Raw genomic sequence first — 21,990 nt, forward strand, 5'->3', positions numbered from 1 at the left:
AGGCCGGCAGCCAGGGATTTACAGTTCGAACGCCATCGGCTCAGCCGTGGGAGATCGCGGGGCATCCGCGGCCAGCGCGGTTTCGAGCGCCTCGGCGTGCGCACCGATAGTGCGCAGATCGAAGAGCTGGCCGACGCGCAGCGCCCCGGGCCAGCGCTGCTCCATTTGCAGGTGCAGAAAGACCACACTGTGTGAGTTGCCGCCGACCTCGAAGAAGGAGTCGTCGAGGTCGAAGTCCTCGTGTTCGAGGGCGGTGGACCACAATCCGGCGATCTCCACCTCGCGCTCGGTCCACCCGCGGCGATCGGGCCCGGGCAGCGGTGGACCGTCGGCGGCGGCACGGAGCGCGGCCTCGTCGAGCTTGCCCGCGGCAGCGATCGGAATGGTGTCGATCCGCACGAAGCGGCTCGGGACCGCCATCGCTTGCAGGTGTTCCGCACAGTGACGCGCCAGGTCCCGGCGCACCGGTGGAGCGCTCGGATCCGCGGGCACGACAAAGGCGACCAATTCGCCTATGCCGTCCGGGTTGTCGACAACCAGTGTGACGGCGTGCGCGACAGCGGGATGACTGTCCAAGACGGCCTCGACGGCATGCCGTTCCACCCGGGCTCCCCGAATCTGCACCTGCCCATCCCGCCGTCCGAGGAACTCGATCGCACCGGATTCGGTGCGCCGGGCCAGATCTCCGGTCCGGTACATCCGCGCACCGGCGTCCTCCGCGCCGGGATCGGCGACGAACCTGGTCGCGGTGAGCCCCGGCTGCCCGGCGTAACCGAGCGCGATCTGATCTCCGCCGAGATACAGCTCCCCGGTGTCGCCCTCGCCCACGCCCCGCAGGTCCGGACCGAGGATCGTCGCCGAATTCCCCGGCATCGCAGTCCCGATGGGAATGATCTCCGGAGCCACACCGGCCTCGACGCGGTGCCACACACACGTCACCGTGGCTTCGGTCGGCCCGTACTCGTTGAGCAGCAACGTCTCCGGCAGCAACTCGTGATGCCGAACCGCCAGCCCGGTCGGCACCTGCTCCCCGGCCAGCGCGACCACCCGCGGCGCACCCACCCCGTCGAGCAGCAACCGGTAATACGAGGGCGTGGCGATGAGATGGCTGACCCGCAGCCGCCGAGCGAGCGCGGCGACAGCGGCCGCATCGGGCAACTCCCGATGTGTAGGCACCACCACGGTCCCACCCACCGTGAAGGCCCACGGCGCGAACAACATCGACGCGTCCGCGGTCAACGGGCAGGTAGACAGCGCCACCAACTCGCCATCGGTATACGGGTAACTCCGCCCGGCGATCATCGCCGCCAAATTCCTCCGGCTGACCACCACCGCCTTCGGCACCCCGGTAGACCCGGACGTCGTAATCACATACGCCGCCGAACCCGCCCCCACCGGCCCGGGAAGCTCACCCACCACCGACGTCTCGCCGAGCCGAACCAAAGCAGCACGCGGAGCCGCAGCCCGGAAAAAACCAGCCACATCACCGTCTTCGAGAACCGCGGCCACCTCGCGGGCGTCATAAATGACGGCGCTGCACTGAATTCGATCAAGCAGCGTCTCGATCTGCGCGCCGGAACGCCCGGGTTCCACCAGACACCACGCCGCCCCCGCCCGCAGCACACCCAGCATTGCGATGACGGAATCAGCGCTCTGCGCCGAGTAGCACAGCACCACATCCCCTGGACGCACCCCTGCGCCCACCAGGCGGCCGGCGAGTTCCGCTGTGGCGGTGTCGAGTTCGCGAAAGCTGAGGCTGCGATCCCCGGAGATCAGCGCGGTCCGATCGGGCACTCGCGCGACCTGACGCAGCAGCCCGGTCACCAGATCACCGGGCGGCACCGGAGCGTCAGGTGCCCGCAGCAGAACGTGGTCGGTATTGGGTACCGCGGTTTTCCCGTCGTGCGCGAGCAGCACCCGCTGCTCGTCCTGCTCCACTACCGCGAACCCCGCGAACCGCAACGTCACCAGCATCACCCGATTCACCGGCGTCGGAACGAACTCGGCGACCGCCCGCTGCCCCCGCGCCCCGGCCCGGTCGATCAGATGGGCCAGCAGCGCACCGCCGACGCCGCGCGACATCACCCGGCAGGACATGAGCAGGAGCAGCAGCACCGAATCGCCCTCGCGAAACTCGCTGACCGCCAACCCGATCACCCCGTAGTCACCGAAGCGATCGCGCAGCGAGGCGACCACTATCTCGTGGTCCGGTGACGTGCTGAGCTCCCGCAGTTCGGTCAGTGCGAAGGTCCGCCCGGTGGTGTTGAGCTGATTGGTGCGCACCGCGAGCTCGTGTGCCCGCGCCAGATCCGCTGCCCCGGCCCGCCGCACGGTCATGACCAGCCCGAGCCCGGCCAGGAACTCGGCATCCGAACCGTCGAACGTCGAGGCGCTGTGCCGCCGAATCTGTTCGGCCCGATAGCGTTTCCGGCGGTCGCGAGCATCGGCGGTGAGTACGGTGGGGGTGAACTCGGGCAGGTCGGGCAATCGCGCCAGGTCCTCGGCGGCGTAGCAGCGCACCTGGGGGAGCGCGGCGGCGACCTCGGCGCGTTCGACCGGATCGTTGTCGACGAACGCGATGGCGTCCAGCCCGATGTTCAACTCCGCCGCGATTCGGCGCACCGCCGCCGACTTCGCACCCCACCCGATCTGCAACGAGCAGAACATCTCCGAGAGCCCGTGCGCGTCGAGATGCGCGGTGGCCACCGCGGCTTCACTGCGGCTGGCGACCGCGTGCACGATCCCGCGGTCGTCGAGCAACCGCAGCACCCGCCACGCCTCGGGGTGCGGCGCGGTGGCGTCCTGCTCCAGCACCACACCGCCCCACAGGGTGTCGTCGAGGTCCCAGACCAGGCATTTGACGACGGCGCTCACAGTTCGATCCCTTCGTGGTGCCGGTCGGGCAGGCGCCGCAGCAGCGTGGAACTCCAGGCCGCGACGGGACTGCTGTTGAGCAGCAGGACATGATCGCCCGGTGCGCGATGCCGGGCCGCCGCCTCCAGATTGACCAGCACGTCCACCGAGCCGAGGTGCCCGAACTCGGCGAGATTGCGGTGGCAGACCCGGTCGACACGGGTCTCCAGCGCCTCTTCCCAGAACGAGAACGCGCCGGCGGACAGGTTCTGCATCAGCATCGGACCCAGGTCCTGGAGCCGTAAATTGTTGCGCCCCAGCAGCTCATCGTTCATCGCGGCCAGCCGCTTGCGGCTCTCCACCGCCAGCCGGAAGCTGTAGGTTGCCTCGTCGGCGCACTCTTCGCGCCACTCCCGCTGTGGCACATCGCGATAGTCGATCCGGAACAGGTCGGCGTATTTGCCGTCACTGCGCACCAGGTGATCGACGAGTTGGTAGCGCCCGGTCGCCGCGGTGCTCAGCAGCACCGCCGCGGCGCCGTCGCCCAGCACCGTCATCGGCGCGCGATAGCGGAACCGGGTCGGCGCGCTCGCGGCCGCCACGATCAGCACGGTGCCGCACCGGGGATCACCGCGCAGTAGCCCGGCCGCCAGGGTGAACGCCGCCGAGATCGACGCGCAGCCGAGCTCGCCGACACCGGCGACGAAGGCGCGGTCCGCGCCGAGCCGATGCTGTAAACGGGTGGCCTCGGAGGTCATCAGGTAGCGCGGTGCGCGACCGCCGACCACCAGCAGCGCGTCGAGCGCACGCGCGTCGAGCCCCGCGCGCTCCAGCGCCTGCTGGGCCGCGGCAACGGCCAGGTCCTGCTCCGCGCCGTCCGTCGCGCAGCGCACCGTCTCGATCCCCAGTGCCAGCGCGTGTGCGCGCCGCGCCTCGGTCAGCTCCGCCAGTTCGGTGAGTTCGGTGACCGCGACGGAGGTTTCCGGAAAGGCCGTGGACACCGGCCCGAGCGTGATCATCGCCCGGCCCCTGCGGTCCGGAGCACGAATTCGCCGATGTCCTGTTCGGCCACTTCGCGCGCGCCCTCGATGATCTGCATGATCTTGGCGTCCCGGAAGAACCGCCCGGCCCGGCTGTCGGGCGCACAGCCCGCGGCGCCGAGAATCTGCACGGCGCGCTCGCTCACCGCACCCGCGGCGGCAGCGGCGGCGTACTTCGCGGCGATGGTGCCCAGCAGCGCGGCGGGATCGCGCGCGACGCGCTGCCCGGCGGCGCGAACGCACAGCGCGCGAGCGCTTTCCACCTCCACCCAGCTGCGCCCGAGCATGGCGCGCACGGCCTGGTGCTCGCCCAGCGCGGCACCGCCCTGCACCCGATCGCGCGCGTGCGCCGCGGCATCGGTCAGGCAGGCCCGTGCCATGCCGACACAGCCCCAGGCGATGGTGTAGCGGCCGTGGTCCAGCGCGGTCCCGAGCACGTGCGAAACCCCGAAACCCGGTCGCGCCAGCACGTTCTCGGCGGGCACCCGGGCACGGTCGAACGTTACGTGCGCGAGCCGTGTGCCCCGCATCCCGAGCTGATCCACTACCGGCTCGACGACGACGCCCGGCTGGTCGGTCGGCACCAGCGCGGCCACCGGCCCGTCCGCGGACCGACCGGCCACCAGCAGCACATCGGCCATGGCCCCGAACGTGATCCACAGTTTGCGCCCGGACAGCGCCAGCTCCGTCGATCCGGTGAACCTGGCCTCGATGCCCGACAGGTCGCTTCCGGCCGCGGCCTCGGTCGCCGCCAGCCCGGCGATGAGCTCGCCGGAAGTGAAGGCGGGCAACCAGGTCGAGCGCTGCGCCGCGGTACCCCACCGGTCGACGGTCGCCGCGACCATCCCCTGCACCGTGAACAGCGAACGCAGCGAGGTGCAGACCGCGCCCAATTCGCTTGCCACCAGTCCGAGTTCGTGCGCGTCCGAACCCCGCCCGCCATACTGTTCGGCCCGGTCCGAGCCCAAGACCGTCGCTCGCGCCAGCCCGAGCGCGGCCGTGCGCGGCAGCCCGGCGCGGTCCCAGCCGCTCGCGGCCGTAACCGCTTCGGCCAGCACGGTTTCCAGCTCGCTCACCCGGCGGCGCCCGGTCCCACCACCGCACCGCACTTGCGGGTGACGAACGCGGCGGCCCGGTGCACGGTGCGGAAGTTCTCCAGGTCGAGATCGTCGATCTCCACCTCGAACTCGAAGGTGCGCTCCAGATACGCGACGAGTTCCAGCGCCCGCAGGGAATTGATCAGGCCCATCGCGAAGTAGTCGTCATCGGGGCCGAATTCGGCTCCGGTGAGCACGCTGAAGTCCCGCAGCAACTGCTGCACCAACTCCGGCCGTGCCGTCTGCGCCGCATCGCTCATCTGCTTGCCCGTCCCTCACCGAAAGCACCCATCCGGTCGGATGTCCGTTTCGGAAGTTACCGGGCCGCGCGCGCGAGCGAATGCCCCCAATTCGTCTGCCCCTGAAAGCCTTAGACCAGGAATTGGAGCAGCTGCGGCACCGCTTCCACGGGGTGCTTGGCCGGGAGATTCAGGCCGATCTCCTGATACAGCCAGCCCTGCGTGGTGTGGATCAGCTTGCCGAGCACGAAACCGGTCGCGCCGCGGCCGCCGTCGAGGTCGTAGCGGGCGAATTCGTGGTCGGCCATGCCGTCCACCAGGCGGCAGAAGGCGTTGTCGATCTGGCCGAACGGCTGGCCGGAGTAGGAGGTGACGATGAAGAAGATCGTCGTCAGATGCTCGGGCAGCCGGGTCAGGTCGACGGTGATCACCTCGAGATCGCCCACACCCTCGCCGGTGGTGTTGTCGCCGAGCAGCCGCACCGACCCGTCCTGCGACATCAGCTGCTCGTGGTAGACCACGTCGACGATGGCCTCGCCGGAGAACATCAGTGCGGCGGCGTTCAGATCGATATCGGGCCTTCCCCCTTCGAGCCATCGCCCGTGTGCCGGATCCCACCCCAGCGCCATAGTCACGAATGCGAGTCCTTGGCTGGTTTCCGCTGTGGACACTTGGGCACCTCTTTCAAGCCGGCACGGCGCAACCTAGCTCACGCCGTCTCCCTCACCCTAGGTGCTATCCAGAATCGGCAGTCCGAAACAGCCGTGCGCACCAGCGGAAACAGCAGCGCCGGGCGCGAGATCCGCACTCCTGCAAGAGCGAATTCGCACCCGGCGCACCGGTTTTCAGTTAACTGCTAGCGGGTCGGCTCGAAGGCCTCGGCGATGATCTCCGCCTGCTCCACCGCGTGCACCTTCGACGAGCCCGAGGACGGGGCCGACATCGCACGGCGCGAGATCCGGCGCAGCCGGCCCAGGCGATCGGGCAGGATCTCCGGCAGGTTCAGGCCGAAGAACGGCCACGCGCCCTGGTTGGCCGGCTCCTCCTGGACCCACGCGATGTCGGTCGCGTTCGGGTACCCGTCCAGCGCCTCGTTCAGCCGGAACTTGGGCAGCGGGTAGAGCTGCTCGATCCGCACGATGGCGACGTCGTCGCGCTTCTGCTTGGCCTTCTCCGCGGCCAGCTCGTAGTAGAGCTTGCCGGAGGTCATCAGGACCCGCTTGACCTTGCTGCGGTCGCCGACGCCCGTCTCGTAGGTGGGCTCGTCGAACACCGAGTGGAACTTCGACTCGGTGAAGTCGCGCACGTCCGAGACCACGGCCTTGTTGCGCAGCATCGACTTCGGGGTGAAGACGATCAGCGGGCGGCGGATGCCGTCCAGGTTGTGCCGACGCAGCAGGTGGAAGTAGTTCGCCGGGGTGGACGGCACGGCCACCGTCATCGAGCCCTCGGCACACAGCTGCAGGAAGCGCTCGATGCGCCCGGAGGTGTGGTCCGGACCCTGGCCCTCGTGCCCGTGCGGCAGCAGCAGCACGACATCGGAGAGCTGGCCCCACTTGGCCTCGCCGGAGGAGATGAACTCGTCGATGATGGTCTGCGCGCCGTTGACGAAGTCACCGAACTGCGCTTCCCACAACACGAGTGCGTCCGGGTTGCCCAGGGAGTAGCCGTATTCGAAGCCGACCGCGGCGAACTCCGACAGCATCGAATCGTGCACCGCGAACCAGCCGGGGCTGGCGCTGCCGATGTTGTGCAACGGGGTGTACTCGGCGCCGGTCTTGCGATCGATGATCACCGAGTGGCGCTGCGTGAAGGTGCCGCGGCGCGAATCCTGACCGGTCAGGCGCACCGCGGTGCCCTCGTCGATCAGCGTGCCGAAGGCCAGCAGCTCGGCGAAGGCCCAGTCGACCTTGCCCTCGTAGGCCATCTCGCGGCGCTTCTCCAGCACCGGCTTGACGCGCGGATGCACGTTGAAGCCGTCGGGGACGTTGAGGAAGGCGTCGCCGATGCGCTGCAGCACCGACTTGTCCACCGCCGTCTGCACGGTGGTCGGCACCTGCTGCTCGTCCTCGACCGACTCCGAGGGCTCCGGCGGGTACTTCTCCAGTTCGCGGACCTCGTTGAACACGCGTTCCAGCTGGCCCTGGTAGTCGCGCAGCGCGTCCTCGGCCTCTTTCAGCGAGATATCGCCACGGCCGATCAGCGATTCGGTGTAGGCCTTGCGGACCGAGCGCTTGGTGTCGATGACGTCGTACATGTACGGCTGGGTCATCGACGGATCGTCGCCCTCGTTGTGGCCGCGACGGCGGTAGCAGATCATGTCGATGACGACGTCCTTGCGGAACTTCTGCCGGAAGTCGACCGCGATCCGGGCCACCCAGTCGCAGGCTTCCGGGTCGTCACCGTTGACATGGAAGATCGGCGAGCCGATGAACTTCGCGATGTCGGTGGAGTACTCGGTGGAGCGGCTGTTCTCCGGCGCGGTAGTGAAGCCGATCTGGTTGTTCACCACGATGTGGATGGTGCCGCCGACCCGGTACCCGCGCAGCTCGGACAGGTTCAGCGTCTCCGCGACCACACCCTGACCGGCGAAGGCCGCGTCACCGTGCAGCATCAGCGGCATGACGGAGAAGCCCTCCGGGCCGTCACCCTTGTCCAGCAGGTCCTGCTTGGCGCGGGCCAGACCCTCGAGCACCGGGTCGACCGCTTCCAGGTGCGAGGGGTTGGCGGTCAGCGAGACCTCGATCTCGTTGTCGCCGAACATCTGCAGGTAGGTGCCGCGCGCACCGAGGTGGTACTTCACGTCACCGGAGCCGTGCGTGGCGGCCGGGTTCATGTTGCCCTCGAACTCGGTGAAGATCCGCGAGTAGGGCTTGCCGACGATATTGGCCAGCACGTTCAGCCGGCCGCGGTGCGGCATGCCGATGATGACCTCGTCCATGCTGTACTCGGCGCACTGGTCGATGACCGCGTCCATCATCGGGATGACGGTCTCGGCGCCTTCCAGCGAGAAGCGCTTCTGACCGACGTACTTGGTCTGCAGGAAGGTCTCGAAGGCCTCCGCCGCGTTCAGCCGGTTCAGGATGTACTTCTGCTGCGCGACAGTCGCTTTGACGTGCTTCTGCTCGACCCGCTCCTGGATCCACTGACGCTGCTCGGCGTCCAGGATGTGGGTGTACTCCACGCCGATGTGGCGGCAGTAGGCATCACGCAGGATGGACAGCACGTCGCGCAGCTTCATGCGCTCCTGGCCGTGGAAGCCCGCGACGTTGAATTCGCGGTCCAGGTCCCACAGGGTCAGGCCGTGCTGGGTGACATCGAGGTCCGGATGGCTGCGGAACTTGTCCTTGACCAGGCGCAGCGGGTCGGTGTCCGCCATCAGGTGGCCGCGGTCGCGGTAGGCCTGGATCAGCTCCATGACGCGCGAGCTCTTGTCGACGCCGCGTTCGCGAACATCCTTGCGCCAGCGCACCGGCTCGTACGGCACACCCAGGCCGTGGAAGATCTCGTCGTAGAAATCGTCGGAGATCAGCAGGTTGTGGATGGTGCGCAGGAAGTCACCGGACTCCGCGCCCTGGATGATGCGGTGGTCGTAGGTGGAGGTGAGCGTCATCAGCTTGCCGACACCGATGTCGGCGATGCGCTCGTCGCTCATGCCCTGGAACTCGGCGGGGTACTCCATGGCGCCCGCACCGATGATCGCGCCCTGGCCCGGCATGAGGCGCGGCACCGAGTGCACGGTGCCGATGGTGCCCGGGTTGGTCAGCGAGATGGTGACACCGGTGAAGTCCTCGGTGCCCAGCTTGCCCTCGCGGGCGCGGCGCACCACGTCCTCGTAGGCGCTGTGGAACTGCCCGAAGGTGTAGGCCTCGCACCCCTTGATGGCGGCCACGACCAGCGTGCGGCTGCCGTCCTTGCCCGCCAGGTCGATGGCCAGACCCAGGTTGGTGTGCGCGGGGGTGATCGAGTTCGGCTTGCCGTCGATCTCGGCGAAGTGCCGGTTCAGGTTCGGGAACTTCTTGACCGCCTGCACGATGGCGTAGCCGAGCAGGTGGGTGAAGGAGATCTTGCCACCGCGGGTCCGGGCCAGATGATTGTTGATGACGAGGCGATTGTCGATCATCAGCTTGGCCGGGATGGCCCGCACGCTGGTCGCGGTCGGGATCATCAGCGAGGCGTTCATGTTCTTGGCGACGGCGGCGGCCGCGCCACGCAGCACCTTGGCCTCGTCCTTGGCCTCGGCCACCGGAGCGCCCGAGGTCGGCGCGGCGTTGGAGGCCGGCGCCGGGGTGGTCTGCGGCTTGCGCGCGGCCGGCGCCGGAGCGGGTGCGGCGGCCTTGGGCTGCGCGGCCGGCTTCGATTCGGCGGGCTTGGCGGCGGCAGCGGGCTTGGCGGGCGCGCTGCTGTTGGTCTTGGTCGGCGCGGGTGCCTGCTTCGGCGCGGGGGCCGGGGCGGCCTCCTGCGCGGCGGGCTGACCGTCGGCGGTCGCTTCGGGCGTGTAGTCGGCGAGGAACTCGTGCCAACTCTCGTCGACCGAAGATGGATCCTGTTTGTACTTCTGATACATCTCGTCGACTAGCCACTGGTTCTGGCCGAACTGGGAAGTTGAGCTGCTCACAGCAGGTGTTCGCCTCATTTCGTTCTTCGCGCTGCGACGTTTGTAACGTGCCCGGCACGGGGATCGGCGGATGTGCTCCCGATGCCCCTATTCGAGGATATGCCCAGGGGCAAATCGGCGATGCTACCCACCACCGGACAGACCCAAACTCGTGTGTCGAACGCGTCTGATACCGACTTTATGCCTCTCCGTTATCGCATCGCCGCCCAGCGCCACCTTTACGCACGGGTTAACTTCGCGACCTGGGCCGGGATGCCCGATATTTGCCACATCTTGATAAAGCTGGCACCGCGGCCGTGGGCGAGGTGAGCTTTCGCCTCACAGCTCGCGGGTGCGCACGGCCCACCATCCGGCGCCCGCCACACCGGCGGTCCACAGCAGGAGCACGATCATCGCGGCCGGCGTCGGGGCCAGGAAATCGCTGTCCGGGAAGGATCCGGCGGCGACCGAGGCGATGGTGGCCGAGCCGGGCAGCAGGGTGACGAAACCCTTCAGGCCGAGGGCGCCGGCGACGAGCCAGACCAGCGGTTCGACGATCAGCAGCCAGCCCGCGAGCCCGGCGATCGCCACCAGCGGCTTGCGCAGCAGCAGGGCCAGGCCCGCGCCGATCAGGGACCAGCAGACGGTGGCCAGCAGCCCGCCGCCGAGCACGGTGACCAGGCGCAGCCCGAATTCGGTCTTCCCGCGGCCGAAGCCGAACACCGCGGCCAGCCCGACCAGTTCCACCACGACCGCCGCCGCCAGCGCGAAGCCGGCGATGACCAGGAGTTTCGCGGCCACCAGCCGATCACGGTCGGCGCTGAACAGCGACGTCACCGGCATCGTCTGATAGCGGTACTCGGACCCGGCGGCAGTGGCGCCGAAGACGGCCGCCGCCCCGATCGCGGCGACGATGCCGACGTACAGCCCGACCGACGCGCCGCCGGTGACCGGGTTCGCCTTGGGGTTCGCGGGCCCGGCCAGCAGCGCGGTGACCATGCCGGCCACCAGCGCGAGGGCGGGCAGCAGCGCCGCCAGCACCAGATTCGGGCGCAGCGAATAGACCTTGCGGAACTCGGAATTCAACGGCGGAACGAGTTCGGCGGGCAGAACGGTGATCATCGTGGAATCCCGTGGGGCTGGTGGGGCGCGGGCGGCGGCGGTGGTGGTGCCAGGATGCGGTTCTGCGGCGGCACGTACATGGTCGAGGAGACGGGGCGGACCGGTCTGGTCAGCGCGGCCAGCACGCGATCGGGATGGATCAGGTCGGCGGTGACGGCGTCGATGCGCACCTTGGCCGTCTGCGCCGCGTCCCGGATCTGGGCCTCGGACGCCTCGGCGATCGCGAGCTTGCCGTCCGGGCGCATCACGGCGTCGGTGTACCCGCGCGCGGCCAGCGCGGTGGCCAGCGCGACCGGCGTCGAGGCGCTCACCACGAGCCGGTCCGGGTGGCTGCGGCGCAGTTTCGCGGGCGTCCCCTGGTAGACGATCGCGCCCTGGTTCAGCACCAGGACGGAGTCGGCCATCGGCACCACCGCCGCCAGGCTGCGCCCGGCCAGCAGCACGGTGCCGCCGCGCCTGGTGTGCCGCTTCAGGAAGTCTTGGAGCCAGCCGCGTTCGGCCGGATCGAGCCCCTCGATCGGGTCGTCGAGGATCAGCAGCGGGGGATCGGCGAGCAGGGCGGTGGCCAGTGCCAGCCTGGTCTGCTGCCCGGGGGTCAGGGCGCCCGCCCGGGTGTCGGCGAACGCGGCGAGGCCGACGGTCTCGAGCACCTCGGCGGCCCGCTCGTCCGGAACACCGGCCGCCGCCGCGTACACCCACAGATGATCGCGTGCCGAACGTGCCGGATGCAGCCCGCGCGGGACGAGCACCCCGCCGACCGGCGGCCCGCCGCCGAGCCCGGCGGACATGCCGGGCCGACCCACCGAGGCGGTGCCCGAGGTCGGGGCCAGCAGGCCGAGCAGGATCCGCAGGATCGTCGACTTGCCCGCACCCGCGGGACCGACCAGCGCCGCGGTGGTCCCGGTCGCGACGGTGAAGCTGACCTGTTCGATCGCGGCCGGCTCGCCGGCCAGCTCCGGATGGAAGCGCTTGGTCAGCCCGCGGACAGCGAAAGCGGGTGCGGCCGTGGTCATTCCGGCTTCGCGGTGGTCTTGCGGCCGTCCAGCGCGGTGAGCGGATCGGCCTCCACGATCAGGTGCCGGTCCGGCGGCCAGGTGACCGGCGCCGCGCCGAAGGCCTGATGCGCGTTCTTGATCGTGGTCTTGCCCAGGGTCCGGTTGCCGAAGCCGCCGATCGCCGCGCCGATGCCCATCGGCAGGATCTTGCCCGCCATCAGCGCCATCCGCTTGGTCAGGAACCGGATGATGAAGCGCTTCATCAGCGAATCGTTCATCGCGGACAGGCCCGGGATCTTGTTGGCCAGCAGCGTGCCCCAGTTCTTGGCCGAATGCCCGACCGTGCGCTCCACGATGTCCATGCCCTCGCCGCCCAGGACGACCGCGAGCACCAGCGCGCGGCGCTGCTCCTTGGCCTCGGGCTCGACGCCGTGCACCGCGGCGATGGCCAGGGCGTAGAGCGCCGAGGCCTCCAGGAAGAACGCGGTCTCCGCGGTGATGGTCGCCATCGAGGCGATGGTGCCGACGCCCGGCACGGCCGCGGTCGCGCCGGCCGCGGTACCGCTGCCGGTGACCGCGAGCAGGTACTGCTTCTCCAAGCGCGCGATGATCTGCGCGGGCGTCTCGTTCGGGTGCGCCCGCCGGATTCGGTCGACGTACTTGGCCACCGCGGGGCCCTGCAGCTTGGACCCGTTTTCGAGTAGGGACACGACGGTCTTCTCGAACGCGCCATGCTTCATGGCAACACCCCTTAGTCATCGGCCAGTCGCAGCTATCCGCTGGCAGAACTCTATGGCACCGGCGGCGCGCCGGCCCAACACAGCAACGAACCGCGATGTTCCATCGGTTCCCCGTGCCGAGTCGGTATACCCGTCTCGACGCGGCTTATCGCGGATCGATCTCCGGTACCCGCTCGGCGGGCGCGGGCGGCGGTGGCGGGGTGCCCGCGCCGAACGGTTTGCCACCCAGCGCTTCCCGGCCGTGCGGGGTCAGCCAGTTCGACAGGTCCGGGCCCTTGGGCACCACCCGGGTCGGATTGATGTCGGTGTGCACGACGTAGTAATGCGTCTTGATCTGCCCGAAGTCGATGGTGTCGCCGAAGCCCGGGGTCTGGAACAGATCTCGCGCGTAGGCCCACAGCACCGGCATTTCGCTGAGCTTGCTCCGATTGCATTTGAAATGGCCGTGATAGACCGGATCGAAGCGGGCCAGCGTGGTGAACAGCCGCACATCGGCCTCGGTGATGGTGTCACCGACCAGGTATCGCTGCCGTTCCAGCCGCTCCGAGAGCCAGTCCAGGCGGGCGAAGAGCCGATCATAGGCGGCGTCGTAGGCCGCCTGGTCGCCGGCGAAGCCGCAGCGGTAGACCCCGTTGTTGACGTCCTTGAACACCGCGAGGGCGACCTCGTCGATCTCGGCGCGCAGGTCCTCGGGGTAGAGCCGCGGCGCGCCCGGCCGGTGGTATTCGGTCCACTCGGTCGAGAAGTCCAGGGTCATCTGGGCGTAGTCGTTGGTGACCACCTGCCCGGTCGGCACGTCCACGACCGCCGGGACGGTGATGCCGCGCGGGTAGTCCGGGAACCGGGCCAGGTACGCGTCGCGCAGCCGGGGGATGCCCAGCACGGGGTCGACGCCGCCGGGGTCGAGATCGAAGGTCCAGCTCAGCTTGTCGTGGGTGGGTCCGCAAAGGCCGAGGGAGAGGACGTCTTCCAGGCCGAGCAGGCGGCGCACGATCAGCGTGCGGTTGGCCCACGGGCAGGCCCGCGCGGCGACCAGGCGATAGCGGCCCGGCGTCACCGGGTAGCCGTCGCGGCCGTCCGCGGTGATGCGGGTGGTGATGTAGTTGGTATCCCGTTTGAATTCGCCGGGTTCCACGTAGGAACCGTTTCCAGGCGCTGTCTCGGTCACCCGGCCAGTCTGGCAGACGCAGGCTCTAGTCTGGCCGAATGAGTGATTCGAAAGCCACCCGGCTGGAGCGCGAGACCACCGATTCCGGTGCGGAGATCGCCGTGCTCACGCTGGCCAATCCGCCGCTGAACCTGTTCGACCAGGCGATGCTCGACGCGCTGATCGCCGATCTGGCCGAGTTGACCGCGCGGCCGCCGCGCGCACTGCTGATTCGCGCCGAGGGCAAGCTGGTGTCGGGTGGCGTGGACGTGCACGTCTTCGACGGGCTGAGCGTCGAGCAGGGCGCCGAGCTGTGGCGCAGGCTGTTCGCCCAGATCATCCATCCGCTGGAGGCGCTGCCGTGCCCGGTGATCTTCGCCGCGCACGGGCTCACCCTGACCGCCGCCTTCGAGATGGCGGTGGCCTGCGACATCATCCTGGCCGCGCCGAAGGCGAAGTTCGGTCTGGTGGAGACCGTGGTCGGGCTGACCCCGTCGATGGGCGGCCCGCAGCGGCTGGCCGAGCGCGCCGGCTCCGGCCGGGCCCGCGAATTCGTCATGACCGGTGATCTGTATGACGCTGCGACCATGGCGGATTGGGGTGTGGTCAACGCCGTGCACGACGACGTGGACACCGCCGCAAGGCAACTCGCGCACCGGCTGGCGCAGGGCCCGACCAAGGCGCACGCGGCCACCAAGGCGATCATCGAGGCCTGGCGTTCCGGCGGTGTGGCACATGCGGATTCGGTGACGCCGGAGGTCTCGGGCGCGCTGTTCGCCACCGCGGACCTGAAGGGCGCGGTGCGCAGTTTCCTCGAGGTCGGGCCGGGCAAGGCGACTTACACCGGCCGCTGACCCAAATACCCGCGCCGCTGTGATCGACGTCATATAGTCGCAGTGCCTGCTGAACCGAGGCACCGCGGAGGACGACATGTCGCAGCAGTTGTTGATCGAGTACCCACTGAAGCGGCCTGCTGCCCGGGACAACCCGCTGGCGCGCGGCGCCGACGGGGTCCTGCGCTACGGGAATCTCACCCCCGCCCTCACCGAATTGCTGGATTTGCAGGTGCACGCCTTTTCCGGGCGTGAGGCGGTGGTCGAGATCGGCGGTCCCCGGCTCACCTACCGGGAGCTGTGGCATTCGGCGTCCCGGGTGGCGGGCGGCCTGCAGGAGCACGGCATCGGCTACGGCGACCGGGTCGCGATCCACCTGCCCCCGGGCGCCCGCTGGGTGCAGGCGTTCCTGGGCGCGCTGCTCAGCGGCGCGGTTCCGGTGCTGGTGCCCGACGGGCTGTCCCCGGCGGCGGCGCGGCGCGTCCTCGAGGACAGCTGCGCGGATTTCGTGCTCGGCGGCGACCTGCCCGACGGCGCCGCGTTCATCGACGACGGCGCGGCGCTCAACGATCTGGCACTGCTCTGCTACACCACCGGCACCGCGCACCCGCGGGGTGTGGAGCTGACCAACGAAAACCTGCTCTCGGCGGTCCGCTCGGTGGTCGGCGCGCTGGACCTGCCCACCGACGGCCTGCGCAACCTGGTGCTGCTACCGCTCGCGCATGCCAGCGGCTGCGTCGATCAGCTGCTGCCCACCTTCGCCGTCGGCGGCACCGTGGTGCTCGTTCCCGATCCGGCCCGGCTCACCGAAACCGTTGCGGCCGAACGGATCGACATGGTCTCGGCCACGCCGCGGATCTTCGCCCGGGTGCTGCCGGACCTGGTGCGCGGACTGGAAAAGTCGCGCACCGCCGGAGTTTCGCGGGTCTGCACGGCCAGTCATCGCGCCGAACGCAGCGCCGCCACGCCCGCCGCCCTGGCCGACGAGTTGCGCGAGCTGTTTCCGGCCGCCCGGCAGTGGTCGGTCTGGGGCGCGACCGAGACCAGCGGCATCGGCCTGGCCGTGGATTCGGAGTCCGCCGCCGATCCCCGGACCGTGCTCGGCTTTCCCTTCGGGGGCACCGAATTGGCGCTGTACGGTCCGCGGGCCGGCAGCGGGCACGGCGAATTACTCTGTCGCGGGCCGAATGTCACGCGCCGCTACTGGCGCGATCCGAACGCGACGGCCGCCCGGTTCACCGGCACCTGGTTCCACACCGGGGACCAGGTCACCATCGATCCGGACGGCCTGGTGCGCCGCGACTAGGTCACTCCAGCATGCGGCGCCGCAGCCGGGCGCGCAGCGCGGGCGTGACGCCGATCTCGGTCAGGTAGTTGTCGAAGCCGCCGTAGCGCGACTCGACCGACTCGATCGAGGCCGCCAGGTATTCCTTGCGGACACCGAGCAGGTCGTCGGAAAGTTCCTCGCCCGCGGCGAGTTTGGGCGCCAGCATCTCGCGCAGCATGGGGACGGCCGCGTTGCTCAGCAGATAGTCGGACTGGATGTCGGCCTCGGTCACCTGCACCGCGCGCAGCAGCGCCGCCACGGCCCAGCCGGTGCGGTCCTTGCCCGCCGCGCAGTGCACCAGTGCCGCGCCCTCGTCGCGCAGAATGGATTCGGCCAACGCGCGGATCGCGTCGCCCGCCTCGGGCAGCGAGGGGAATTCCCGGTAGACCTCGAGCATGTGGTCGAACGCCGAGGAGGTCTGCGCGTCGTGCGGGGGCGCCTCGCCCATCCGGGAGTCGAACGGGGTGACGTTCAGCCGGATGCCCTCGGGCAGGCTGTCCTGGCCCATGTGCTCGATCTCGCGCAGGCCACGCAGGTCGTGGACGTCGCTGACGCCGAGCTGGCGCAGGCCGGCGTGGCCGTCGGCGTCGAGGCGGCTGAGCTGGGCCGAGCGCAGCAGCACGCCCGGGCGAACCTTGGCGCCGTCGACGGTGCGCAGTCCGGCGACGTCACGGAAGTTGAAGGTGCCAGGTATGAGGAACTGATCAGCGGGCGGGGATGTCACCGACTCACACTAACGGTCCGAAGCGGGCTGGGTGGCACAGCGCTGTGGCATCCGTCACAGTACCCGGGGGGTGCCGCGGATGGGACCTAAAGTTTCGGCCGGTGCGTTAAGCGCCCTGGATCAGGCCGATGAGCGGCGGGCTAAATACATACCAACTGGTCGCAACCGCGTCGCATTTAGGTAACAAAACATTCTTGCGGTACGTAATTACCCATTGAACCCATTCTTGAAACCGGAAAACCCTTTACCATTGACGCATGTTGGGCCGGGCAGTCCGGGATCGCGTGATGCGGATCCAGTACGGATGGTCCAGCAGTTTGAGCGGGTCGCGGCCGACGAGGGTGCGCGAAATATTTCGCCGAGGGAGCCGTCGTTGAGCGCACGTGGAGAAATAGCGGAGAGCCGGGTTCGCCCGACCATCTGCGAGGCCGTGGAGAAGGCGGCCGCCTCGCTCGATTTCGGTGGTGTGCGCGCCCTGCGGGTGCTGCTGCACGCGGGGGTGAGTGCGTACTGGCCGCTGGTCAAGGCCGCGCCGGGCAAGCAGATTCGCGCCTACGAGTCGACCGTGCAGACCTTGCGGCAGCGCTGGGACGTGGAAACCGATTGCGTGCCGGAGCCGGCCACCGCCGCGCGCTTCCAGGAGATGGACACCGAGGTCGCCGTGTTCCTCGAACTGTGCGCCCAGCGCTCGGGCACGCAGTGGCTGGAACCGATCGAGTCCATCGCCTGCTATGTGGTCTCCGTACTGCACGGCACGGTGCTGCGCTGGCTGGCCGACTGCAATGACGAAACCACCCTCGTAGTGCTGGACGACCTGGTCAGCGGCCTGACGACACGCGCGGTCGAGGTCTGATCGGCGTTTTACTGGACGCGTGACCAGTTTGGTGGTTGCATGAGTGGTGTGACTTCGCCCGTAGCCGGATTGCACGCCGCCACCGCCGAGCTCGACCCGCCGCTGGCCGCCCTCGACCTGTCCGTGCTGCGGGCCAACGCCGCCGATCTGGTGCGCCGGGCCAACGGTGTCCCGGTCCGCGTAGCGAGTAAGTCCGTGCGCTGCCGCGCGGTCCTCGAGGAAGTCCTCGGCTCCGGCCTCACCGCCGACGGCGGATTCGCCGGCATCATGGGCTACTCGCTACGCGAAGCACTCTGGCTGGCCCGCCTCGGCGCCCGCGACATCCTGCTCGGCTACCCGACCGTCGACCGCGCCGCACTGGCCGAACTCGCCGCCGACGCCACGCTGCTGGAGTCGATCACCCTGATGATCGATGATGTCGCACAACTGGATCTGATCCGCGCCGCGCTCGGCAGCGACCGGGTGCACCCGCGGGTGTGCGTGGACGTCGACGCGTCGCTGCGCATCGGACCGCTGCACCTGGGTGTGCGGCGCTCGCCGATCCGCACTCCGGAACAGGCTGCGGCACTTGCCCGTCAGGCTCTGGAGCGTGGTTTCCGGGTGGTCGGCGTGATGACCTACGAAGCCCAGATCGCGGGCCTGCCCGACTCGAATCCGGCTGTGCGCCTGGTGAAACGGGCATCGGCGGCCGAAATCACCAAGCGCCGCAAGCAAGTTCTGGACGCTGTGCACTCGGTGGTGGGCAAGCTGGAGATCGTGAACAGCGGCGGCACCGGCTCGATCGAGGTCAGCATCACCGACCCCGGCGTCACCGAGGTCACCGCGGGTTCCGGGCTCTACGTGCCCACACTGTTCGACAACTACCGCGCCTTCACCCCGCGCCCCGCCCTGTATTTCGCCACCCCGGTGCTGCGCAAGCCCACGCCGTCCATCGCGACGGTGTTCGCGGGCGGCTACATCGCCTCCGGCCCGGCCGGTGCCGCACGCGTGCCGAAGCCGATGTGGCCCAGCGGTTTACGCCTGATCGGCACCGAGGGCGCCGGCGAGGTGCAGACGCCGCTGCAAGCCGCCGCGGGTCTGGAAATCGGTGACCGGGTGTGGTTCCGCCACGCCAAGGCGGGCGAACTGTGCGAGCGCTTCGACCAGATCCACCTCGTCGAGGGCACGAGCCGCCGCACCGTCGCGACCTATCGCGGCGAAGGACAGTGCTTCGGCTGAGCCGGAATTCGGCTGCGCCCACAGCATGGTCAGGGCCGCGTCCAGGATGGTGCTGGGGCCCAGGCCGGTCATTTCGCGGCATACCCGATTGGCGTGCGCCAGATCGGTGAACCCGGCCGCGTGCGCGCCGTCGGTGAGCGAGCGCCCGCCGAGCACCGCGACCGCCCAGTGCAGCAGCCGGGTCCAGCGCACCACCGCGGGGAAGGTGCCGCCGGTCTGCGCGCGGAACAGTTTTCCCAGCCGGCCGGGCGAGAGGAATACCGCCGCGGCCAGGTCCGGCAGCGACACCCGGCCGGGCAGCCGGGCCATCAGCAGGCCCATGGCGGCGCGCAGCTGTGGATGACCGGCCTCGGGAAAGCCGGTGCCGCACAGGGATTCGATCGCGGCCTGGGCGCGCACGCGCAGTGCCCGGTCGTCACCGGTGAGCAACCCGGGCAGATCGGCGCCGGCCGCGACCCACGCGGCCGGACCGTCGGCCAGGCGGTGCCGCGCGGCGATGGTGTGTCCCCGGCGACTGCCCGGAAACAGGTGGATGGACAGCACCCGTGTGCCCGATCCGCCGCGCGCGGTGTGCTGCGCGCCGGGTGGAACAACCATGGCGCGGCACCGGATCCACTGCCCGCTGCCGTCGTCGATTTCGAAATCGCCGCGGGTGGCCACGGTGATCTGCAAAATCGGATGGGTATGCGGTCGCGGCCAGACGCCGCCGAAATCCGCGTCGAAAACCATTCGGTCCGGTTGAATACTCCAGTCGTGCACCCGTAGCCATCCGTGCATGTTCTGAGGCTAGCCTTATTTCGCCTGGCCGGGTCGAATGCGGCCGATCCATACAAGCCCGCGGCACGCGCGGCTGCCGATACTTCGGTGATGAATGTGATCGAGGCGGAATCGCTGGTCAAGAGTTATGGAAAGGTCCATGCCCTGCGGGGATTGGACCTCGAGGTGCGGGCGGGGGAGGTGCACGGATTCCTCGGGCCCAACGGCGCGGGCAAGACCACCACGATCCGGATTCTTCTGGGCTTGCTGCGGGTGCGCGCCGGCCGGGTGACCGTCTTCGGCAAGGACCCGTACCGGGACGCGATGGCTATCCACGGCCGGTTGTCCTACGTGCCGGGCGATGTCAACCTGTGGCCGGCGCTGACCGGCGGCGAGGTGATCGACATACTCACCGACCTGCGCGGCGGGGCGGAGCCGCGGCGCCGGGCCGAACTGATCGAGCGCTTCGAATTGGATCCGTCGCGCAAATGCGGCGGCTATTCCAAAGGCAACCGGCAGAAGGTCGTGCTGATCGCGGCCTTCGCCGCCGAGACCGAGCTGTTCATCCTCGACGAGCCGACCAGCGGGCTGGACCCGCTGATGGAGCGCCAGTTCACCCACTGCGTCGAGGAGGTGCGGGCCCTCGGCCACACGGTGCTGCTGTCCAGTCACATCCTCAGCGAGGTCGAAAAGCTCTGCGACCGTGCCACCATCGTGCGCCAGGGCAAGGCGGTGCGCACCCTCGAGGCCGCCGAGTTGCGGGCGCCCGCCGGTGCGGACGCGGTCGAACTCGAGGAGCTGTTCCTGAGCCACTACCTGACCGGCGAGGTGGCGTGATGACCGCGCCCGGCCTCGCCGGATGCGCGGCCGTGGCCAATTCGACTGTGGCGCTGCGACTGTCGTTCGGCACCACGTGGCGTGGCCTGGCCCCCGCGGTGCTCGCGATCGTCGCCTGCGTGTATCTCGGGACGATCGGCGTGGACGGGTTGTATCCCGCCGGCCTCGAGCGCACCAGCTACGCCGCGATCGCCGGTCAGCTCAGGGCACAGGCCGCCCTGCAGGGCCCGCCCGACGCCCTCACCACCCTCGGCGGCATCGCGGTCTTCGAGGTGGGCTGGTATCTGACGATCGTGGTGGCGTTCCTGAATATCGTCCTGGTTATCCGAAACACCCGGGCGCAGGAGGCTTTCGGCAGGTTGGAGCTGCTGCGGGCCGGGCGGTTCGGCCGGCACGCCAACTCGGTCGCGGTGCTGCTGCTGGCGCTGGTCACCAATCTGATCCTCGGTGCCGGCGTGGCGGCGGCGCTGGTGCTCGCCGGGACGGAGGCGCGCGGCGCGGCGGCCTTCGGGTGCGCGATCGGCGGCACCGGAACGGTGTTCGCCGCGGTCGCGCTGCTGGCCGCGCAGATCTCCGCGCAGCCCCGGCCCGCCTACGGCATCGCCTGCACCGTGCTCGGACTGTCCTATCTGCTGCGGGCCGTCGGCGACGGCGCGGATGTCGGCGCACTGCGGCGGATTTCACCGCTGGGCTGGGCGCAGCAGATGCATCCGTTCGGCGCCACTCGGTGGTGGCCGCTCGGGGTGTGTGCGCTGGCGGCGGCGTTGCTGGTCGCCGTGGCCTGGTGGCTGGAGTCCGTGCGCGATCACGGCGCGGGCCTGGCGGCGCCGCGACCCGGCGCGGCCGTCGCGGGAGCGATCACCAGAACACCGCTGGGACTGAGCATCCGGATCCACCGGGCGGCGCTGGCCGGCTGGGCCGGGGCGCTGCTGGTGCTGGGCGCGGGTTTCGGGGCGGCGGGATCCGATGTCACCGAGATCTCGGCGGGCGCCCAGGGTCTGCTGAAGTTGCTGGCGGGCTTCAACGTCGATGTGGTGGACGGCTTCCTGGCGATGGTGACGCTGCTGTTCGCGACGGCCGGCGCGGGCGCGGCGATCGCGACGGTGCTGCGGCTGCGGCAGGAGGAACTCGCCGGGCGGGCCGATCTCCTGCTGGCCGGTCGCTTGTCGCGCCGACGGCTGGCGCTGACCCACATCGGCATCGCCGTGGCCGCTGCCGTCGTGCTGTCGGCGCTCACCGGCGGCGCGATCGGTCTAGTGCACGGCAGCCGGACCGGAAACCTCGGTCAGGCTGTGCGGGTGGGCGTCGCGGCGCTGGCACAGCTGCCCGCGGTGCTGTTCCTGCTCGGCCTCGCGGTGCTGCTGATCGGGGTGCGACCGGCGCTGACCTGGCTGGTGTGGGTGGTGCTCGCGGAGTCGGCGATCGTCTCCATCCTCGGTCCGTCCATGCGGCTGCCGGTGCCGGTGCTGAATCTGTCGCTGTTCCACCATGTTCCGCACCTGCCGGGCATCGCGGTGAACCCGCTGCCGATGACCGTGCTCGGGGTGGCGGGGCTGGCCGCGACCGGCCTGGGCGTTGCCGCCTTCGCCCGCCGCGACCTCGCCTGACCGGT

The 21,990-nt window shown here is 69.6% G+C and carries 15 protein-coding genes and 3 pseudogenes; 6 read left to right on the forward strand and 12 right to left on the reverse strand.

Going from position 1 to position 21,990, the window contains the following annotated elements:
* Positions 1-18: 18 nt before the first annotated feature.
* From AB0H76_RS01675 to AB0H76_RS01720, 10 genes and pseudogenes are all read right to left on the reverse strand, one after another.
* Positions 19-2,874, reverse strand: coding sequence for an HAD-IIIC family phosphatase (locus tag AB0H76_RS01675; protein WP_357315884.1), 2,856 nt, complete (start codon positions 2,872-2,874; stop codon positions 19-21).
* A complete protein-coding gene (locus AB0H76_RS01680) occupies positions 2,871-3,872 on the reverse strand; it encodes a 3-oxoacyl-ACP synthase (RefSeq protein ID WP_357315887.1) in 1,002 nt (333 codons plus the stop codon). The genes AB0H76_RS01675 and AB0H76_RS01680 overlap by 4 nt, the downstream gene beginning before the upstream one ends.
* The gene (locus tag AB0H76_RS01685; RefSeq protein WP_357315890.1) at positions 3,869-4,969 is read right to left on the reverse strand and encodes an acyl-CoA dehydrogenase family protein; all 1,101 of its coding nucleotides are present in this window, start codon (positions 4,967-4,969) and stop codon (positions 3,869-3,871) included. The genes AB0H76_RS01680 and AB0H76_RS01685 overlap by 4 nt, the downstream gene beginning before the upstream one ends.
* Positions 4,966-5,250: an acyl carrier protein gene (locus AB0H76_RS01690; protein ID WP_357315893.1), complete on the reverse strand. Its 285-nt coding sequence runs from the start codon at positions 5,248-5,250 to the stop codon at positions 4,966-4,968. Before AB0H76_RS01690 ends, AB0H76_RS01685 begins: the two co-directional genes overlap by 4 nt.
* 110 nt (positions 5,251-5,360) lie before the next feature.
* Positions 5,361-5,909: pseudogene (locus AB0H76_RS01695) on the reverse strand (TerD family protein); the annotation flags it as partial.
* Positions 5,910-6,085: 176 nt separating this feature from the next.
* Positions 6,086-9,865, reverse strand: coding sequence for a multifunctional oxoglutarate decarboxylase/oxoglutarate dehydrogenase thiamine pyrophosphate-binding subunit/dihydrolipoyllysine-residue succinyltransferase subunit (locus tag AB0H76_RS01700; protein WP_357315895.1), 3,780 nt, complete (start codon positions 9,863-9,865; stop codon positions 6,086-6,088).
* Positions 9,866-10,165: 300 nt separating this feature from the next.
* The gene (locus tag AB0H76_RS01705; protein WP_357315898.1) at positions 10,166-10,948 is read right to left on the reverse strand and encodes an ABC transporter permease; all 783 of its coding nucleotides are present in this window, start codon (positions 10,946-10,948) and stop codon (positions 10,166-10,168) included.
* A complete protein-coding gene (locus tag AB0H76_RS01710; RefSeq protein ID WP_357315901.1) occupies positions 10,945-11,961 on the reverse strand; it encodes an ATP-binding cassette domain-containing protein in 1,017 nt (338 codons plus the stop codon). The genes AB0H76_RS01705 and AB0H76_RS01710 overlap by 4 nt, the downstream gene beginning before the upstream one ends.
* Entirely contained in the window at positions 11,958-12,683 is a 726-nt protein-coding gene (locus tag AB0H76_RS01715) for a hypothetical protein (RefSeq protein WP_357315904.1), read from the reverse strand. The genes AB0H76_RS01710 and AB0H76_RS01715 overlap by 4 nt, the downstream gene beginning before the upstream one ends.
* A 145-nt stretch (positions 12,684-12,828) precedes the next feature.
* Entirely contained in the window at positions 12,829-13,851 is a 1,023-nt protein-coding gene (locus AB0H76_RS01720; protein ID WP_357315907.1) for a glutathione S-transferase C-terminal domain-containing protein, read from the reverse strand.
* Between the two features lie 38 nt (positions 13,852-13,889).
* Here AB0H76_RS01720 and AB0H76_RS01725 point away from each other — a divergent pair, with 38 nt between their 5' ends.
* Both AB0H76_RS01725 and AB0H76_RS01730 read left to right on the forward strand, forming a co-directional pair.
* Complete coding sequence (locus AB0H76_RS01725) at positions 13,890-14,684, forward strand: enoyl-CoA hydratase/isomerase family protein (protein ID WP_357315909.1); 795 nt, start codon at positions 13,890-13,892, stop codon at positions 14,682-14,684.
* A 76-nt stretch (positions 14,685-14,760) separates the two neighbouring features.
* Positions 14,761-15,969 carry a long-chain fatty acid--CoA ligase gene (locus tag AB0H76_RS01730; protein WP_357315911.1) on the forward strand — a complete coding sequence of 403 codons (1,209 nt, stop codon included), beginning with the start codon at positions 14,761-14,763 and terminating at the stop codon, positions 15,967-15,969.
* 1 nt (position 15,970) lies between these two features.
* On the opposite strand, the gene AB0H76_RS01735 is transcribed toward AB0H76_RS01730, so the two are convergent.
* Entirely contained in the window at positions 15,971-16,714 is a 744-nt protein-coding gene (locus AB0H76_RS01735) for a tyrosine-protein phosphatase (RefSeq protein ID WP_357315913.1), read from the reverse strand.
* A gap of 373 nt (positions 16,715-17,087) precedes the next feature.
* Between AB0H76_RS01735 and AB0H76_RS01740 the strand changes: the two genes are divergently transcribed.
* Complete coding sequence (locus AB0H76_RS01740) at positions 17,088-17,567, forward strand: TetR family transcriptional regulator (RefSeq protein WP_357315916.1); 480 nt, start codon at positions 17,088-17,090, stop codon at positions 17,565-17,567.
* Positions 17,568-17,606: 39 nt separating this feature from the next.
* The gene (locus AB0H76_RS01745) at positions 17,607-18,785 is read left to right on the forward strand and encodes an alanine racemase (RefSeq protein ID WP_357315918.1); all 1,179 of its coding nucleotides are present in this window, start codon (positions 17,607-17,609) and stop codon (positions 18,783-18,785) included.
* 57 nt (positions 18,786-18,842) lie between these two features.
* On the opposite strand, the pseudogene AB0H76_RS01750 reads toward AB0H76_RS01745, so the two are convergent.
* Positions 18,843-19,562, reverse strand: a pseudogene (locus AB0H76_RS01750) (AraC family transcriptional regulator); the annotation flags it as partial.
* A 90-nt stretch (positions 19,563-19,652) separates the two neighbouring features.
* Between AB0H76_RS01750 and AB0H76_RS01755 the strand changes: the two are divergent.
* Both AB0H76_RS01755 and AB0H76_RS01760 read left to right on the forward strand, forming a co-directional pair.
* A pseudogene (locus tag AB0H76_RS01755) lies at positions 19,653-20,303 on the forward strand (ABC transporter ATP-binding protein); the annotation flags it as partial.
* Positions 20,304-20,377: 74 nt separating this feature from the next.
* Entirely contained in the window at positions 20,378-21,985 is a 1,608-nt protein-coding gene (locus AB0H76_RS01760) for a hypothetical protein (protein WP_357315920.1), read from the forward strand.
* Positions 21,986-21,990: the final 5 nt, after the last annotated feature.

Origin of the sequence: Nocardia sp. NPDC050712 (assembly GCF_040654295.1) — a bacterium.
GTDB lineage: Bacteria > Actinomycetota > Actinomycetes > Mycobacteriales > Mycobacteriaceae > Nocardia.

Excerpts from the sequence above, each read along its gene's own strand:
- AB0H76_RS01710 (WP_357315901.1), bottom strand. The coding sequence starts at position 11,961 with ATGACCACGGCCGCACCCGCTTTCGCTGTCCGCGGGCTGACCAAGCGC.
- AB0H76_RS01725 (WP_357315909.1), top strand. The coding sequence starts at position 13,890 with ATGAGTGATTCGAAAGCCACCCGGCTGGAGCGCGAGACCACCGATTCC.
- AB0H76_RS01700 (WP_357315895.1), bottom strand. The coding sequence starts at position 9,865 with ATGAGGCGAACACCTGCTGTGAGCAGCTCAACTTCCCAGTTCGGCCAG.
- AB0H76_RS01690 (WP_357315893.1), bottom strand. The coding sequence starts at position 5,250 with ATGAGCGATGCGGCGCAGACGGCACGGCCGGAGTTGGTGCAGCAGTTG.
- AB0H76_RS01745 (WP_357315918.1), top strand. The coding sequence starts at position 17,607 with ATGAGTGGTGTGACTTCGCCCGTAGCCGGATTGCACGCCGCCACCGCC.
- AB0H76_RS01730 (WP_357315911.1), top strand. The coding sequence starts at position 14,761 with ATGTCGCAGCAGTTGTTGATCGAGTACCCACTGAAGCGGCCTGCTGCC.
- AB0H76_RS01715 (WP_357315904.1), bottom strand. The coding sequence starts at position 12,683 with ATGAAGCATGGCGCGTTCGAGAAGACCGTCGTGTCCCTACTCGAAAAC.
- AB0H76_RS01760 (WP_357315920.1), top strand. The coding sequence starts at position 20,378 with ATGACCGCGCCCGGCCTCGCCGGATGCGCGGCCGTGGCCAATTCGACT.
- AB0H76_RS01705 (WP_357315898.1), bottom strand. The coding sequence starts at position 10,948 with ATGATCACCGTTCTGCCCGCCGAACTCGTTCCGCCGTTGAATTCCGAG.
- AB0H76_RS01680 (WP_357315887.1), bottom strand. The coding sequence starts at position 3,872 with ATGATCACGCTCGGGCCGGTGTCCACGGCCTTTCCGGAAACCTCCGTC.